This window comes from Escherichia sp. WS33, assembly GCF_046486385.1.
Classification (GTDB): Bacteria; Pseudomonadota; Gammaproteobacteria; order Enterobacterales; family Enterobacteriaceae; genus ECMA0423.
The window spans coordinates 1-15652 of the sequence record NZ_JBJQLJ010000037.1 but is presented as its reverse complement, the minus strand read 5'-3'; the positions used below and the strand labels follow the sequence as shown (position 1 = coordinate 15652).

General features: G+C 52.0%; 10 protein-coding genes and 2 pseudogenes. 2 read left to right on the top strand and 10 right to left on the bottom strand.

The features are described 5' to 3' along the window. Position 1: 1 nt before the first annotated feature. A complete protein-coding gene (thiG, locus tag ACJHXA_RS21370; protein WP_000944103.1) occupies positions 2 to 772 on the top strand; it encodes a thiazole synthase in 771 nt (256 codons plus the stop codon). Next, entirely contained in the window at positions 769 to 1902 is a 1134-nt protein-coding gene (thiH, locus tag ACJHXA_RS21365; RefSeq protein ID WP_000847445.1) for a 2-iminoacetate synthase ThiH, read from the top strand. Before thiG ends, thiH begins: the two co-directional genes overlap by 4 nt. 409 nt (positions 1903 to 2311) lie before the next feature. On the opposite strand, the pseudogene ACJHXA_RS21360 reads toward thiH, so the two are convergent. From ACJHXA_RS21360 to tuf, 10 genes and pseudogenes are all read right to left on the bottom strand, one after another. Next, positions 2312 to 2849: pseudogene (locus ACJHXA_RS21360) on the bottom strand (stationary phase growth adaptation protein). A 212-nt stretch (positions 2850 to 3061) separates the two neighbouring features. After that, entirely contained in the window at positions 3062 to 7285 is a 4224-nt protein-coding gene (rpoC, locus tag ACJHXA_RS21355; protein ID WP_000653944.1) for a DNA-directed RNA polymerase subunit beta', read from the bottom strand. Between the two features lie 76 nt (positions 7286 to 7361). Beyond that, the gene (rpoB, locus tag ACJHXA_RS21350) at positions 7362 to 11390 is read right to left on the bottom strand and encodes a DNA-directed RNA polymerase subunit beta (RefSeq protein ID WP_000263098.1); all 4029 of its coding nucleotides are present in this window, start codon (positions 11388 to 11390) and stop codon (positions 7362 to 7364) included. Positions 11391 to 11709: 319 nt separating this feature from the next. After that, positions 11710 to 12075: a 50S ribosomal protein L7/L12 gene (gene rplL / locus ACJHXA_RS21345; protein WP_000028878.1), complete on the bottom strand. Its 366-nt coding sequence runs from the start codon at positions 12073 to 12075 to the stop codon at positions 11710 to 11712. A 66-nt stretch (positions 12076 to 12141) separates the two neighbouring features. Continuing rightward, a complete protein-coding gene (rplJ, locus tag ACJHXA_RS21340; RefSeq protein ID WP_001207201.1) occupies positions 12142 to 12639 on the bottom strand; it encodes a 50S ribosomal protein L10 in 498 nt (165 codons plus the stop codon). Positions 12640 to 13051: 412 nt separating this feature from the next. Further along, positions 13052 to 13756, bottom strand: a complete 705-nt coding sequence (rplA, locus tag ACJHXA_RS21335) for a 50S ribosomal protein L1 (RefSeq protein ID WP_001096684.1) — start codon at positions 13754 to 13756, stop codon at positions 13052 to 13054. A 3-nt stretch (positions 13757 to 13759) separates the two neighbouring features. Continuing rightward, positions 13760 to 14188, bottom strand: a complete 429-nt coding sequence (gene rplK / locus ACJHXA_RS21330) for a 50S ribosomal protein L11 (protein ID WP_001085926.1) — start codon at positions 14186 to 14188, stop codon at positions 13760 to 13762. Positions 14189 to 14346: 158 nt separating this feature from the next. After that, positions 14347 to 14892 carry a transcription termination/antitermination protein NusG gene (gene nusG, locus ACJHXA_RS21325; RefSeq protein ID WP_001287516.1) on the bottom strand — a complete coding sequence of 182 codons (546 nt, stop codon included), beginning with the start codon at positions 14890 to 14892 and terminating at the stop codon, positions 14347 to 14349. 1 nt (position 14893) lies between these two features. After that, complete coding sequence (gene secE / locus ACJHXA_RS21320) at positions 14894 to 15277, bottom strand: preprotein translocase subunit SecE (protein ID WP_001275702.1); 384 nt, start codon at positions 15275 to 15277, stop codon at positions 14894 to 14896. 229 nt (positions 15278 to 15506) lie between these two features. Next, a pseudogene (gene tuf / locus ACJHXA_RS21315) lies at positions 15507 to 15652 on the bottom strand (elongation factor Tu); the annotation flags it as partial.

The following is a 15652-nucleotide window of genomic DNA, read 5'->3' as shown; positions in this document are numbered from 1 at the left end:
AATGTTACGTATTGCGGACAAAACGTTTGATTCACATCTGTTTACCGGCACAGGGAAATTCGCTTCTTCACAACTGATGGTGGAGGCGATCCGCGCTTCCGGCAGCCAGCTGGTGACACTGGCGATGAAACGTGTCGACTTGCGCCAGCACAACGACGCTATCCTCGAACCGCTTATCGCGGCGGGTGTGACCCTGCTGCCAAATACATCCGGGGCGAAAACAGCGGAAGAAGCCATTTTCGCCGCCCATCTGGCTCGTGAAGCGTTAGGCACAAACTGGTTAAAATTAGAGATTCACCCTGACGCCCGCTGGCTGTTGCCCGATCCCATCGAAACCCTGAAAGCCGCCGAAACGCTGGTACAACAGGGATTTGTCGTGCTGCCTTACTGCGGGGCCGATCCGGTATTGTGTAAACGTCTGGAAGAAGTCGGCTGTGCAGCGGTGATGCCGCTCGGCGCGCCGATTGGCTCGAATCAGGGACTGGAAACCCGCGCCATGCTGGAGATTATTATCCAGCAGGCCACAGTGCCGGTGGTTGTCGATGCTGGCATCGGCGTTCCCAGCCATGCCGCGCAGGCGCTGGAAATGGGGGCCGACGCGGTGTTAGTGAATACGGCAATTGCCGTCGCGGACGATCCCGTCAACATGGCGAAGGCATTTCGTCTGGCGGTAGAAGCAGGCCTGCTGGCACGTCAGTCCGGACCGGGCAGCCGCAGTCATTTTGCTCATGCCACCAGCCCGCTGACTGGATTTCTGGAGGCATCGGCATGAAAACCTTCAGCGATCGCTGGCGACAACTGGACTGGGACGACATCCGCCTGCGTATCAACGGCAAAACGGCTGCTGACGTAGAACGGGCGCTAAATGCCTCGCAACTCACCCGCGACGATATGATGGCGCTGTTATCGCCAGCCGCCAGTGGCTATCTGGAACAACTGGCCCAACGGGCGCAGCGTCTGACCCGTCAGCGATTTGGCAACACAGTTAGTTTCTACGTCCCGCTTTATCTTTCCAATCTTTGCGCTAACGACTGCACGTACTGCGGATTTTCCATGAGTAATCGCATCAAGCGCAAAACGCTGGATGAAGCGGATATTGCCAGGGAAAGCGCCGCTATACGGGAGATGGGCTTTGAACATCTGCTATTAGTCACTGGTGAACATCAGGCGAAAGTGGGGATGGATTACTTTCGTCGTCATCTCCCCGCCCTGCGTGAACAGTTCTCTTCACTACAAATGGAAGTGCAACCGCTGGCGGAGACGGAATACGCCGAGTTAAAGCAGCTTGGTCTGGATGGCGTGATGGTTTATCAGGAGACATATCACGAGGCGACTTATGCCCGCCATCATCTGAAAGGAAAAAAACAGGACTTCTTCTGGCGGCTGGAAACGCCGGATCGGCTGGGGCGTGCGGGGATTGATAAGATAGGCCTCGGCGCGCTAATTGGCCTTTCCGACAACTGGCGCGTTGACTGCTATATGGTTGCCGAACATTTGCTATGGCTGCAACAGCATTACTGGCAAAGCCGTTACTCTGTCTCCTTTCCGCGCCTGCGCCCGTGTACTGGCGGCATTGAGCCTGCGTCGATTATGGATGAACGCCAGTTAGTGCAAACCATCTGCGCCTTCCGACTGCTTGCACCGGAGATTGAACTGTCACTCTCCACGCGGGAATCACCGTGGTTTCGCGATCGCGTTATTCCGCTGGCGATCAATAACGTCAGCGCCTTCTCGAAAACGCAGCCAGGTGGCTATGCCGATAATCACCCCGAGTTGGAACAGTTCTCACCGCACGACGATCGCAGACCGGAAGCGGTTGCTGCCGCGTTAACCGCTCAGGGTTTGCAGCCGGTATGGAAAGACTGGGACAGCTATCTGGGACGGGCCTCGCAAAGACTATGAGACGGAATGTAAGAACGTAAATTTATTCCGAGCCGCTACGGAAGATGAAAAACGCAAGGTTGTTGAAAGCGTTCTGTTTTTTTATGGTAGTGCCGTCAGCAGGAATGTTGTCCAGGGCGAAAAGCTTCTTCCTCGTTTCGCCCTGCCTTTCTTAAAAATTCCGTAATGCAAAGTCTGAAGCCATCGCCTGTTGAGCAATGAAAGAGATCTGATTGTAAGAGAGTAAATACTCAACTATGATAGAGACGAAAATAAGAACACATGTTCTCATCTTCCAGGATGCAGCAGACTGAAGAAATTCAGACATCCCGCAACCTGCGATTATCGCAAGGTCAAGGCAAAGTCCGGTAATGGCGTTCTGAATACCAGAGATAATTCTCTGGCGAAACCCACCTTAAGGTGGGTTTTGTTATTTTGAGGGCTGAGGAAGCTGCTTATTTCTCAATAAGTTGTAGGCAATGGTGAAAAATTTCACTGATTTACCTTTCTGTTTTTCAGAAATGGGATAAGCGCTAGTTACATGCAAACGGAGTTTTTTCTTTTCCCTGAAAGCCCTGAACGCAACAAAGTAAAATGCCTTATCTCCTCCGTCTAAGTCCACCTCAATCACGGCATAGCTACCATACCCGGCATGAATAACGTTGCTTTCTGGCAGCGCCAAAATAGTTCTTTTTAAGTGTGCGCGCTAAGTTATAACGGTGCTGGCAGAAGGGACGAGATTCTTTAGGCGCGTGGTACATTAACGATTGTTTTTCTTCGTTCGTCTGATGTTCATAATCTTTTGTGAAGCAGTGAAGAGAGTAGGTAACCCAAAAGCGATACTCTAAAGGCTCTTTGCCCTCATGATGCTGAACGTAGACAGCCTGATGAGCATCAAGAAATGATAAATCACGAATATCACCATCCGGATGTCCAAAAGGTCGCCACTTTTCCACTTCCTGTTTCATTCTCGTTCCTTAAGAAAGTTACACAGGAATAGTATCGAATCCTTGCCGAGTTTGACTCAATTAGTTCAGTCAGTTTCAGGATATTAGTCATCTCTACATTGATTATGAGTATTCAGAAATTCCTTAAATATTCTGACAAATGCTCTTTCCCTAAACTCCCCCCATAAAAAAACCCGCCGAAGCGGGTTTTTACGTTATTTGCGGATTAACGATTACTCGTTATCAGAACCGCCCAGACCTGCGTTCAGCAGTTCTGCCAGGCTGGCAGATGCGTCTTCTGCAGTCACCTGCGGTGCAGCCGGAGCTTCACCCGCAGCACGGCGACGCATACGATCCTGGTGGTACGCGTAACCGGTACCTGCCGGGATCAGACGACCCACGATAACGTTCTCTTTCAGGCCGCGCAGTTCGTCGCGTTTGCCCGCAACGGCTGCTTCGGTCAGCACGCGAGTGGTCTCCTGGAACGATGCCGCGGAGATGAAGGACTCGGTTGCCAGAGACGCTTTGGTGATACCCAGCAGATCGCGGGAGTAAGTTGCACCCACTTTGCCGTTCGCTTCCAGTTCGCGGTTTGCGATCTTGACGCGAGAGTATTCAACCTGTTCGCCTTCCAGGAAGTCGGAGCTGCCCGCGTTAACGATGGTAGCTTTACGCAGCATCTGACGAACGATAACTTCGATGTGTTTATCGTTAATCTTAACGCCCTGCAGACGGTATACGTCCTGTACTTCGTTAACGATGTAACGAGTCACAGCATGAACACCACGCAGACGCAGAATGTCGTGCGGCGCTTCCGGACCGTCGGAAATTACGTCACCACGTTCTACACGTTCACCTTCGAACACGTTGAGCTGACGCCATTTCGGAATCATCTCTTCGTACGGATCGCTACCGTCTACCGGGGTGATAACCAGACGACGTTTACCTTTGGTTTCTTTACCGAAGGAAACGATACCGCTGATTTCAGCCAGGATTGCCGGCTCTTTCGGACGACGTGCTTCGAACAGGTCCGCAACGCGCGGCAGACCACCGGTGATGTCCTTGGTACCGCCGGATTCCTGCGGAATACGCGCCAGGGTGTCACCAGAGCTGATCTGTACGCCATCTTCCAGCTGAACAATCGCTTTACCCGGCAGGAAGTACTGCGCAGGCATATCGGTACCTGGGATCAGAACGTCGTTACCCTGAGCATCAACGATTTTCAGTGCCGGACGCAGATCTTTACCACCTGCTGTACGTTCTGCGGAATCCAGAACCACCAGCGAAGACAGACCGGTCAATTCGTCTGTCTGACGAGTAATGGTCTGACCGTCGATCATGTCAGTAAAGCGTACAAAACCGCTTACTTCGGTGATAACCGGCATGGTGTGCGGGTCCCAGTTTGCAACGGTTTCGCCGCCAGCAACCTGTTCGCCATCGCCTTTCGCCAGTACCGCACCGTAAGGTACTTTGTAGCTTTCTTTGGTACGACCGAATTCGTCGATCAGTTTCAGTTCAGTATTACGGGAAGTGATAACCAGTTTACCGCTGGAGTTCACAACCGACTTCACGTTGCTGAGCTTGATGCTACCTTTGTTTTTCACCTGGATGCTGGATTCAGCAGCCGCACGAGATGCCGCACCACCGATGTGGAACGTACGCATGGTCAGCTGTGTACCCGGTTCACCGATGGACTGTGCCGCGATAACACCGATTGCTTCACCTTTGTTGATGATGTGGCCACGCGCCAGGTCACGACCGTAGCAGTGCGCACATACACCAAAGTCGGTGTCACAAGATACAACAGAACGTACTTTTACCGCGTCGACAGAGTTCTCTTCCAGCAGGTCACACCACTGTTCGTGCAGCAGCGTGTTGCGCGGAACGAGGATATCAGCAGTACCCGGCTTCAGAACGTCTTCAGCAGTTACACGACCCAGTACGCGATCGCGCAGCGGCTCTTTAACGTCACCACCCTCGATAACCGGAGTCATCATGATACCTTCATGGGTACCACAATCGTCTTCGGTAACCACCAGGTCCTGCGCCACGTCAACCAGACGACGAGTCAGGTAACCGGAGTTCGCAGTTTTCAGTGCGGTATCCGCCAGACCTTTACGAGCACCGTGGGTGGAGATGAAGTACTGGAGTACGTTCAGACCTTCACGGAAGTTCGCGGTGATTGGCGTTTCGATGATGGAGCCATCCGGCTTCGCCATCAGACCACGCATACCAGCAAGCTGACGAATCTGTGCCGCAGAACCACGCGCACCGGAGTCGGCCATCATGTAGATGCTGTTGAAGGAAACCTGCTTCTCTTCCTGACCGTCACGGTTAATCACGGTTTCAGTTTGCAGGTTATCCATCATCGCTTTGGATACACGATCGTTCGCCGCAGCCCAGATATCGATAACTTTGTTGTAGCGTTCGCCCGCAGTTACCAGACCAGACTGGAACTGCTCCTGAATTTCAGCAACTTCTGCTTCTGCCTCGGAGATGATTTCGTGTTTCTTCTCCGGGATGACCATGTCATCGATACCAACAGATGCACCAGAACGCGCTGCATAGGCGAAGCCGGTGTACATGATCTGGTCCGCAAAAATAACGGTCGGTTTCAGACCGAGAATGCGGTAGCAGGTGTTCAGCATTTTGGAGATTGCTTTTTTACCCAGCGCCTGGTTGACGATGGAGTAAGGCAGACCTTTCGGTACAATCATCCACAGAATGGCACGGCCAACAGTCGTGTCTTTCAGGCTGGTTTTCGCTACTAATTCACCGTTTGCATCTTTTTCATACTCGGTGATACGCACTTTAACGCGCGCATGCAGAGAAGCCAGACCAGAGCGATACAGACGTTCTGCTTCTTTCGGGCCAGTCAGCACCATGCCTTCGCCTTTGGCGTTAACACAGTCACGGGTCATATAGTACAGACCCAGAACAACGTCCTGAGACGGAACGATGATTGGTTCGCCGTTCGCCGGGGACAGGATGTTGTTGGTAGACATCATCAGCGCACGCGCTTCCAGCTGGGCTTCCAGCGTCAGCGGTACGTGAACAGCCATCTGGTCACCATCGAAGTCGGCGTTATATGCCGCACAAACCAGCGGGTGCAGCTGGATAGCTTTACCTTCGATCAGTACCGGTTCAAATGCCTGGATACCCAGACGGTGCAGAGTCGGTGCACGGTTCAGCAGTACCGGGTGTTCGCGGATAACTTCGTCCAGGATATCCCAAACGACAGCTTCTTCGCGCTCAACCATTTTCTTCGCAGCTTTAATGGTGGTAGCAAGACCACGCAGTTCCAGCTTGCCGTAGATGAACGGTTTGAACAGCTCCAGCGCCATTTTCTTCGGCAGACCGCACTGATGCAGACGCAGGTATGGACCTACGGTGATTACAGAACGACCGGAGTAGTCAACACGCTTACCGAGCAGGTTCTGACGGAAACGACCCTGTTTACCTTTGATCATGTCGGCCAAAGATTTCAGAGGACGCTTGTTAGAACCGGTGATCGCACGACCGCGACGACCGTTATCCAGCAGGGCGTCTACCGCTTCCTGCAGCATACGTTTTTCGTTACGTACGATGATGTCCGGCGCAGCCAGATCCAGCAGACGTTTCAGACGGTTGTTACGGTTAATGACGCGACGATACAGATCGTTCAGGTCAGAAGTCGCGAAACGACCACCATCCAGCGGAACCAGCGGACGCAGATCTGGCGGCAGTACCGGCAGAACGGTCAGGATCATCCACTCTGGTTTGTTACCAGACTGAACGAACGCTTCCAGCAGTTTGATACGCTTGGTCAGCTTTTTACGCTTGGTTTCGGAGTTGGTTTCGTTCAGCTCTTCACGCAGCTGTTCGCACTCTTGCTCCAGATCCATGCTCTTCAGCAGAGCCTGGATTGCTTCCGCCCCCATCTTCGCGTCGAATTCGTCACCGAACTCTTCCAGCGCGTCCAGATACTGCTCTTCAGTCAGGATCTGCTGACGTTCCAGGTTGGTCATACCGCCTTCGATAACCACATAGGATTCAAAGTACAGTACGCGTTCGATATCGCGCAGCGGCATATCGAGCAGCAGACCGATACGGGACGGCAGCGATTTCAGGAACCAGATGTGCGCAGTCGGGGAAGCCAGTTCGATGTGGCCCATACGCTCACGGCGTACTTTAGTCTGGGTCACTTCAACGCCGCACTTCTCACAGATGACGCCACGGTGTTTCAGGCGCTTGTACTTACCGCACAGGCACTCGTAATCTTTTACCGGCCCAAAGATACGGGCGCAGAAAAGGCCGTCACGTTCTGGTTTGAACGTACGGTAGTTGATGGTTTCCGGCTTTTTAACTTCACCGAAAGACCATGAACGGATCATGTCTGGCGAAGCCAGAGCAATTTTGATCGCATCAAACTCTTCGGTTTTAGTCTGCGCTTTCAGAAACTTTAATAAATCTTTCACGGATTTGCTCCCGTCGGAGTTAGCACAATCCGCTGCCGGGTTTTAACCCGACAGCAGTGACCTGTTTGAGCGAGAATTACTCGTCTTCCAGTTCGATGTTGATACCCAGCGAACGAATCTCTTTCAACAATACGTTGAAGGATTCTGGCATGCCCGGCTCCATCTGATGGTTGCCGTCCACGATGTTTTTATACATCTTGGTACGACCGTTCACGTCATCAGACTTAACGGTGAGCATTTCCTGCAGGGTGTATGCTGCGCCGTATGCTTCCAGCGCCCACACTTCCATCTCCCCGAAACGCTGACCACCGAACTGTGCCTTACCACCCAGCGGCTGCTGAGTAACCAGGCTGTAAGAACCGGTGGAACGCGCGTGCATCTTGTCGTCGACCAGGTGGTTCAGTTTCAGCATGTACATGTAACCAACGGTTACCGGACGCTCGAACTGTTCACCAGTGCGACCATCGTACAGGCGGATCTGACCGGAAGTCGGCAGGTCGCCAAGTTTCAGCAGCTCTTTAATTTCTGCTTCTTTCGCACCGTCGAACACCGGCGTTGCGATTGGCATACCTTTGCGCAGGTTTTCAGCCAGACGCATAACTTCTTCATCGCTGAAGGTACTCAGGTCAACTTTCTGACGAACGTCAGCGCCCAGATCGTACGCACGCTGGATGAATTCGCGCAGTTTCGCGACTTCTTGCTGCTGTTTCAGCATGGCGTTGATCTTGTCGCCGATACCTTTCGCAGCCATACCCAGGTGGGTTTCGAGGATCTGACCGATGTTCATACGAGACGGTACGCCCAGCGGGTTCAGTACGATGTCTACCGGCGTACCGTTTTCATCGTAAGGCATATCTTCGATCGGGTTGATCTTAGAAATTACACCCTTGTTACCGTGACGACCTGCCATCTTGTCACCAGGCTGGATACGGCGTTTAACCGCCAGATATACCTTAACAATCTTCAGCACGCCCGGTGCCAGATCGTCGCCCTGGGTGATTTTGCGGCGTTTCGCTTCGAGTTTCTTCTCGAACTCGTGTTTCAGTTCGTCATACTGCTCAGCCAGCTGTTCCAGCTGATTTTGTTTCTCTTCGTCTGTCAGGCCCAGCTCCAGCCAGCGATCGCGCGGCAGTTTGTCGAGCTTCTCAGCTTCAACGCCACCGGCTACCAGCACAGCACGGATACGGCTGAACAGACCCGCTTCGAGGATCTGCAGTTCTTCAGACAGGTCTTTCTTCGCCTGTTTGAGCTGCATTTCTTCGATTTCCAGCGCACGTTTGTCTTTTTCTACGCCATCGCGAGTAAAGACCTGAACGTCGATAACCGTACCGGATACACCGTTTGGTACGCGCAGAGAAGAGTCTTTAACGTCAGAGGCTTTCTCACCGAAGATCGCACGCAGCAGTTTTTCTTCTGGGGTCAGCTGAGTTTCACCTTTCGGCGTTACCTTACCAACCAGAATGTCGCCACCGGTCACTTCCGCACCAATGTAAACGATACCGGATTCATCCAGTTTGGAGAGCGCAGCTTCACCCACGTTCGGGATGTCAGCGGTGATCTCTTCCGGCCCCAGCTTGGTGTCACGGGACACACACGCCAGTTCCTGAATGTGGATGGTGGTGAAACGGTCTTCCTGAACAACACGCTCGGATACGAGGATGGAGTCTTCGAAGTTGTAACCATTCCACGGCATGAACGCTACGCGCATGTTCTGACCAAGCGCCAGTTCACCGAGGTCGGTGGACGGACCGTCTGCCAGCACGTCGCCACGTTCAACCGGTTCACCCAGAGACACACACGGCATCTGGTTGATACAGGTGTTCTGGTTAGAACGGGTGTATTTGGTCAGGTTGTAGATGTCGATACCTGCTTCACCCGGATACATCTCGTCTTCGTTAACTTTGATAACGATACGGGAAGCATCCACGTACTGAACGACACCACCACGTTTAGCTACCGCAGTTACACCGGAGTCAACGGCAACAGCACGTTCCATACCAGTACCAACCAGCGGCTTATCAGCGCGCAGAGTCGGAACGGCCTGACGTTGCATGTTCGCACCCATCAATGCACGGTTGGCGTCATCGTGTTCCAGGAACGGGATCAGGGACGCACCGACGGATACCACCTGCTGGGTGGATACGTCCATGTAGTCAACCTGGTCGCGGCTGAACAAGCTGGATTCGCCTTTGCTACGGCAAGTTACCAGGTCTTCTACGAAGTGGCCTTCTTCATCCAGGTTGGAGTTCGCCTGGGCGATAACGTAGTTGCCTTCTTCGATAGCAGACAGGTAGTGAATTTCGTCAGTTACAACACCGTCGGTCACTTTACGATACGGAGTCTCAAGGAAGCCGTATTCGTTAGTCTGTGCGTACACGGACAGAGAGTTGATCAGACCGATGTTCGGACCTTCAGGGGTTTCGATTGGACATACGCGACCGTAGTGAGTCGGGTGTACGTCTCGAACTTCGAAGCCTGCACGTTCACGGGTCAGACCGCCTGGGCCGAGTGCGGAGATACGACGTTTGTGCGTAATCTCAGACAGCGGGTTGTTCTGGTCCATAAACTGAGACAGCTGGCTGGAACCGAAGAACTCTTTCACTGCTGCGGAAATCGGCTTGGCGTTGATCATATCCTGAGGCATCAGGGTATCCAGATCGCCCAGAGACAGACGCTCTTTCACCGCACGCTCTACACGTACCAGGCCAACGCGGAACTGGTTTTCCGCCATTTCGCCAACGGAACGGATACGACGGTTGCCGAGGTGGTCGATATCATCGACTTCGCCTTTACCGTTACGGATATCGATGAGCTTTTTCATAACATCAATGATGTCGTCTTTGCTCAGGATACCGGAACCTTCGATTTCTTCGCGCAGCAGAGAACGGTTGAACTTCATACGACCAACCGCAGACAAGTCATAACGGTCTTCGGAGAAGAACAGGTTCTCGAACAGGCTTTCAGCTGCTTCACGAGTCGGCGGCTCGCCAGGGCGCATCATGCGGTAGATTTCTACCAGTGCGCTCAGACGGTCGTTAGTTGGGTCGACACGTAAGGTTTCAGAGATATATGGGCCGTGATCCAGATCGTTGGTGAACAGCGTTTCGATACGCTTGTGACCAGACTGGCTCAGCTTAGCCAGCAGATCCAGGCTCAGCTCCATGTTCGCTGCGCAGATCAGCTCGCCGGTAGACTCATCAATATAGTCTTTAGCAACCACTTTACCTGCGATGTACTCAACCGGGACTTCGATCAGTTTGACGTCGTCTTTTTCCAGCTGGCGAATGTGGCGCGCAGTGATACGGCGGCCTTTTTCTACGTACACTTTACCGTTAGCTTCGATGTCAAAAGATGCGGTTTCACCACGCAGGCGTTCCGGCACCAGTTCCATCTGCAGCTTGTTATCACGGATTTCAAAGATAACTTTTTCAAAGAACAGGTCGAGGATCTGCTCTGTGGTGTAGTTCAGGGCGCGCAGAATGATGGTCGCAGGCAGTTTACGGCGACGGTCGATACGTACGAACAGGTTGTCCTTCGGATCGAATTCGAAATCCAGCCAGGAACCACGGTAAGGGATGATACGCGCGTTATACAGCACTTTACCCGAAGAGTGGGTTTTACCTTTGTCGGAGTCAAAGAAGACGCCCGGACTACGGTGCAGCTGGGAAACGATAACACGCTCAGTACCGTTGATAACAAAGGTACCGTTGTCTGTCATGAGCGGAATTTCGCCCATGTAGACTTCTTGTTCTTTAATGTCTTTTACGGTGCCTTCCGGCGCTTCGCGCTCATAGATCACCAGACGCAGTTTAACGCGCAGCGGTGCGGAATAGGTCACGCCACGGATTTGACATTCCTGGACGTCAAACACCGGTTCGCCAAGGCGGTAGCTGACGTATTGCAGCTCGGAATTACCGCTGTAGCTCTGAATCGGGAATACGGAACGGAAAGCAGCTTCCAGACCATACTGCCCTTCAGGATCTTGCTCGATAAATTTCTGAAACGAGTCAAGCTGGATAGAAAGGAGATAAGGTACATCCAGAACTTGTGGACGTTTACCAAAATCCTTACGAATACGTTTTTTCTCGGTATAGGAGTAAACCATAGGGTTCCTCAGCTCGCTGACAAGTCGACCCATCTGTCCATTGAGCGGACAGTTTGTGCAACACTATTTTGTTGACCGGAAAATGGAACACTTTCCGCAATGCCTGTTGCTATCACGCTTAAACCATTTCATTGCGATTTACACAGAACGGACGTCCTGTCGCAGTATATTAAGTCGTCGATAGAAACAAGCATTGAAAGGCACAGCAGTAGTCAAACAGTGTGAAACGCTACTGGCGCCTTACAGCGCAAAAAGGCTGGTGACTAAAAAGTCACCAGCCATCAGCCTGATTTCTCAGGCTGCAACCGGAAGGGTTGGCTTATTTAACTTCAACTTCAGCGCCAGCTTCTTCCAGAGCTTTTTTCAGTGCTTCTGCGTCGTCTTTGCTCACGCCTTCTTTCAGAGCAGCCGGTGCAGATTCTACCAGGTCTTTAGCTTCTTTCAGACCCAGGCCAGTTGCGCCACGTACTGCTTTGATAACAGCAACTTTGTTAGCGCCAGCAGCTTTCAGAATTACGTCGAATTCAGTTTTTTCTTCAGCAGCTTCAACCGGGCCAGCAGCTACAGCTACAGCAGCAGCAGCGGAAACACCGAATTTTTCTTCCATTGCAGAGATCAGTTCTACAACGTCCATTACAGACATAGCTGCAACTGCTTCAATGATTTGATCTTTAGTGATAGACATTTAAATTGTTCCTGAATATCAGAATAAGTTTATACGTAAGCGAATGCGTTAAAAAGATAACTGCGATTAAGCAGCTTCTTTCGCATCGCGTACAGCAGCCAGAGTACGAACCAGTTTGCCAGCCGAAGCTTCTTTCATGGTTGCCATCAGGCGTGCAATTGCTTCTTCGTAGGTCGGCAGAGTTGCCAGGCGGTCGATCTGAGACGCCGGGATCAGCTCACCTTCAAAGGCAGCGGCTTTGACCTCAAATTTTGCATTCGCTTTCGCGAACTCTTTGAACAGACGAGCAGCAGCGCCCGGGTGTTCCATAGAGTATGCAATCAGGGTCGGACCAACAAACGCGTCTTTCAGGCACTCGAACGGAGTACCTTCAACAGCACGGCGCAGCAGGGTGTTACGAACAACACGCATGTATACGCCAGCTTCGCGACCTGCTTTACGCAGTTCAGTCATTTTATCTACAGTTACGCCACGGGAATCCGCAACTACTGCAGACAGCGCGCCTTTGGCTACTTCGCTGACTTCAGCAACAATCGCTTGTTTGTCTTGAAGATTTAAAGCCATTAGCTTTGCTCCTGGATGTTTGCCAGAGAAAATCTCTGGAACTCACTTCACTCCTCCAAACGGAGAGAGCGTCTTAATTACGGTGAGCAGAAACAAGCCAGAATATAAAAGAATAATCTTAGCGTTCTGTCACCGTCTACGCAGGGGATTAAGTTTCTTGCGAAACTCCTGCGGTCTTCGACGGAGGCCTGGATAGGCCAGGCTCCAACGAACAAATCTTTTCTATCCGTCGCTATTCAACTTGTGGCGGCGTTGGCTTCCTTCATTCGCACCAGTCACATAGTTAGCTATGCTCCTGGCGACTCACTCAGTTGCCGCCTTGCCACAACCCGAATATCTCGGATATACGTCTGCATTAAGCATTATACGTGGGGGTAAGATTGTAGACAAAATCACCGCCCACGTAAAGGCATTAGTTTACAGAAGCGCTCAGGCCAGCCTGGTCAACTGCAACACCTGCACCCATGGTGGTGGAGATGCTAACTTTCTTGATGTACACGCCTTTCGCCTGAGTCGGTTTTGCTTTTTTCAGCGCAACCAGCAGAGCTTCCAGGTTTTCTTTCAGTTTGTCAGCGTCAAAGTCCACTTTACCGATGGTGGTGTGGATGATGCCGTTTTTGTCGTTACGGTAACGAACCTGGCCAGCTTTAGCGTTTTTAACCGCTTCAGCAACGTTCGGTGTTACAGTACCCACTTTCGGGTTTGGCATCAGGCCGCGCGGACCCAGAACCTGGCCCAGCTGGCCAACAACGCGCATTGCATCCGGAGAAGCAATAACAACGTCAAAGTTCATTTCGCCTTTCTTGATCTGGTCAGCCAGATCTTCCATACCTACCAGTTCTGCGCCTGCAGCTTTAGCAGCTTCAGCGTTTGCACCTTGGGTAAATACGGCTACGCGAACGGAACGGCCAGTACCGTGCGGCAGTACAGTTGCACCACGTACGTTCTGGTCAGATTTACGAGCGTCGATGCCGAGGTTAACAGCTACGTCCACGCTTTCTACGAATTTAGCAGTCGCCAGCTCTTTCAGCAGTGCGATAGCTTCGTTGATGTCGTACTGTTTGGTTGCATCAACTTTCTCGCGGATAACACGCATGCGCTTGGTCAGTTTAGCCATTTCTTAGTCCTCCACTACCAGGCCCATGGAACGTGCAGTACCTTCGATGGAGCGAGTCATCGCTTCAATGTCGGCACCAGTCATGTCGGCAGCTTTGGTCTGCGCGATTTCCTGCAGCTGAGCGCGGGAAATTTTACCCACTTTGTCTTTGTTCGGCTTACCGGAACCAGACTTGATACCAGCCGCTTTTTTCAGCAGAACTGCTGCCGGCGGGGTCTTGGTAACGAAAGTGAAAGAACGGTCAGCGTAAACGGTGATTACTACCGGAATCGGCAGACCTTTTTCGATGGAATCAGTTTTTGCGTTGAACGCTTTGCAGAATTCCATGATGTTTACGCCCTGCTGACCCAGAGCCGGACCTACTGGCGGACTCGGGTTAGCCATACCAGCTGCAACCTGCAGCTTGACATAGGCTTGTACTTTCTTAGCCATTATAAATTCCTCAAGTTGGGTAATAACGCCTCTGAGAGGCTCCCCGTGATATAAAAAATCGTTTTACGGGCAAGGCCCATAAAAACAAAAGGCGCGAAATTGTATTCCAATCTCACGCCTTGTGCAACGATTAAATCGCCGCTTTTTTGATCGCTGGGTTAGGCTTTTTCAACCTGGCTGAAGTCCAGCTCTACCGGGGTCGCACGACCGAAGATAGAAACAGACACTTTCAGACGAGATTTCTCGTAATCCACTTCTTCAACAACACCGTTGAAGTCAGCGAACGGACCATCATTAACACGGACCATTTCACCCGGTTCAAACAGCGTTTTCGGACGCGGCTTATCACCAACCTGCTGCAGGCGGTTCATAATCGCATCGACTTCTTTATCGCTGATTGGCGCAGGACGATCGGAAGTACCGCCGATGAAGCCCATCACACGCGGTACGCTGCGCACCAGGTGCCAGCTCGCGTCGTTCATCACCATCTGAACGAGGACGTAGCCAGGGAAGAATTTACGTTCGCTTTTGCGACGCTGACCGCCACGGATTTCAACCACTTCTTCGGTTGGTACCATGACTTCACCAAACAAATCTTCCATGTTGTGTAATTTGATATGCTCACGCAGCGACGTTGCTACGCGGCCTTCAAAACCGGAAAACGCCTGAACGACGTACCAGCGCTTTTTAGGAGCTTCAGACATCTCAGAACCTCAGGCCAGTGATAAAGGATACCAGGCGAACCAGAATACCATCCAGTCCCCACAGGATCAGTGACATTACTGCGGTAACCGCAGCCACAATCAGCGTGGTGTGCAATGTTTCCTGGCGAGTCGGCCAAATGACCTTACGGACTTCGGTACGCGCTTCACGGGCAAAAGCAACGGTAGCTTTACCTTTTGTCGTTAACAGCGCGACACCACCCGCTGCAGCAATCAGAATTACTACGGCCAGCGCACGCAGCGGCAGCATAATGTCGCGATAAAGGTAGTTGCCGACAATCGCCACCAGGAGCAATGCCACCACAACGACCCACTTCATCGCTTCCAGGCCGCGCCCGCTTCCTTGAGCTTCGGTATTCGCACTCATAAACCAACCTGTCAGAAGTTTTCTACAAACATTTTCACCCCGCGATCGCGAGGCAAACCAAATCGAAACGCGTATTAGCTTTTCGGATTATACGCCCTCAACAGAGCCTGTCTCAGCAATGATTATGACAAAGAAAATCACTGATGAGCCAGGTTCTGGTACGAAAGCGTGCAAAAAGGGCATCAAATGATGCCCTTTTAGTGCGCATTGCGTCAAATGTTATCGGCAATTAGCTCAGAACTTTTGCTACAACGCCCGCGCCAACGGTACGGCCGCCTTCACGGATTGCGAAACGCAGACCGTCGTCCATCGCGATCGGGTGGATCAGGGTAACAACCATTTTGATGTTGTCGCCCGGCATTACCATCTCTACGC

What these genes read in the sequence shown, in the direction of transcription:
- rpoB (WP_000263098.1), bottom strand. Translation starts at nt 11,390, where the DNA reads ATGGTTTACTCCTATACCGAGAAAAAACGTATTCGTAAGGATTTTGGT.
- rplA (WP_001096684.1), bottom strand. Translation starts at nt 13,756, where the DNA reads ATGGCTAAACTGACCAAGCGCATGCGTGTTATCCGCGAGAAAGTTGAT.
- nusG (WP_001287516.1), bottom strand. Translation starts at nt 14,892, where the DNA reads ATGTCTGAAGCTCCTAAAAAGCGCTGGTACGTCGTTCAGGCGTTTTCC.
- thiH (WP_000847445.1), top strand. Translation starts at nt 769, where the DNA reads ATGAAAACCTTCAGCGATCGCTGGCGACAACTGGACTGGGACGACATC.
- thiG (WP_000944103.1), top strand. Translation starts at nt 2, where the DNA reads ATGTTACGTATTGCGGACAAAACGTTTGATTCACATCTGTTTACCGGC.
- secE (WP_001275702.1), bottom strand. Translation starts at nt 15,277, where the DNA reads ATGAGTGCGAATACCGAAGCTCAAGGAAGCGGGCGCGGCCTGGAAGCG.
- rplL (WP_000028878.1), bottom strand. Translation starts at nt 12,075, where the DNA reads ATGTCTATCACTAAAGATCAAATCATTGAAGCAGTTGCAGCTATGTCT.
- rplJ (WP_001207201.1), bottom strand. Translation starts at nt 12,639, where the DNA reads ATGGCTTTAAATCTTCAAGACAAACAAGCGATTGTTGCTGAAGTCAGC.
- rplK (WP_001085926.1), bottom strand. Translation starts at nt 14,188, where the DNA reads ATGGCTAAGAAAGTACAAGCCTATGTCAAGCTGCAGGTTGCAGCTGGT.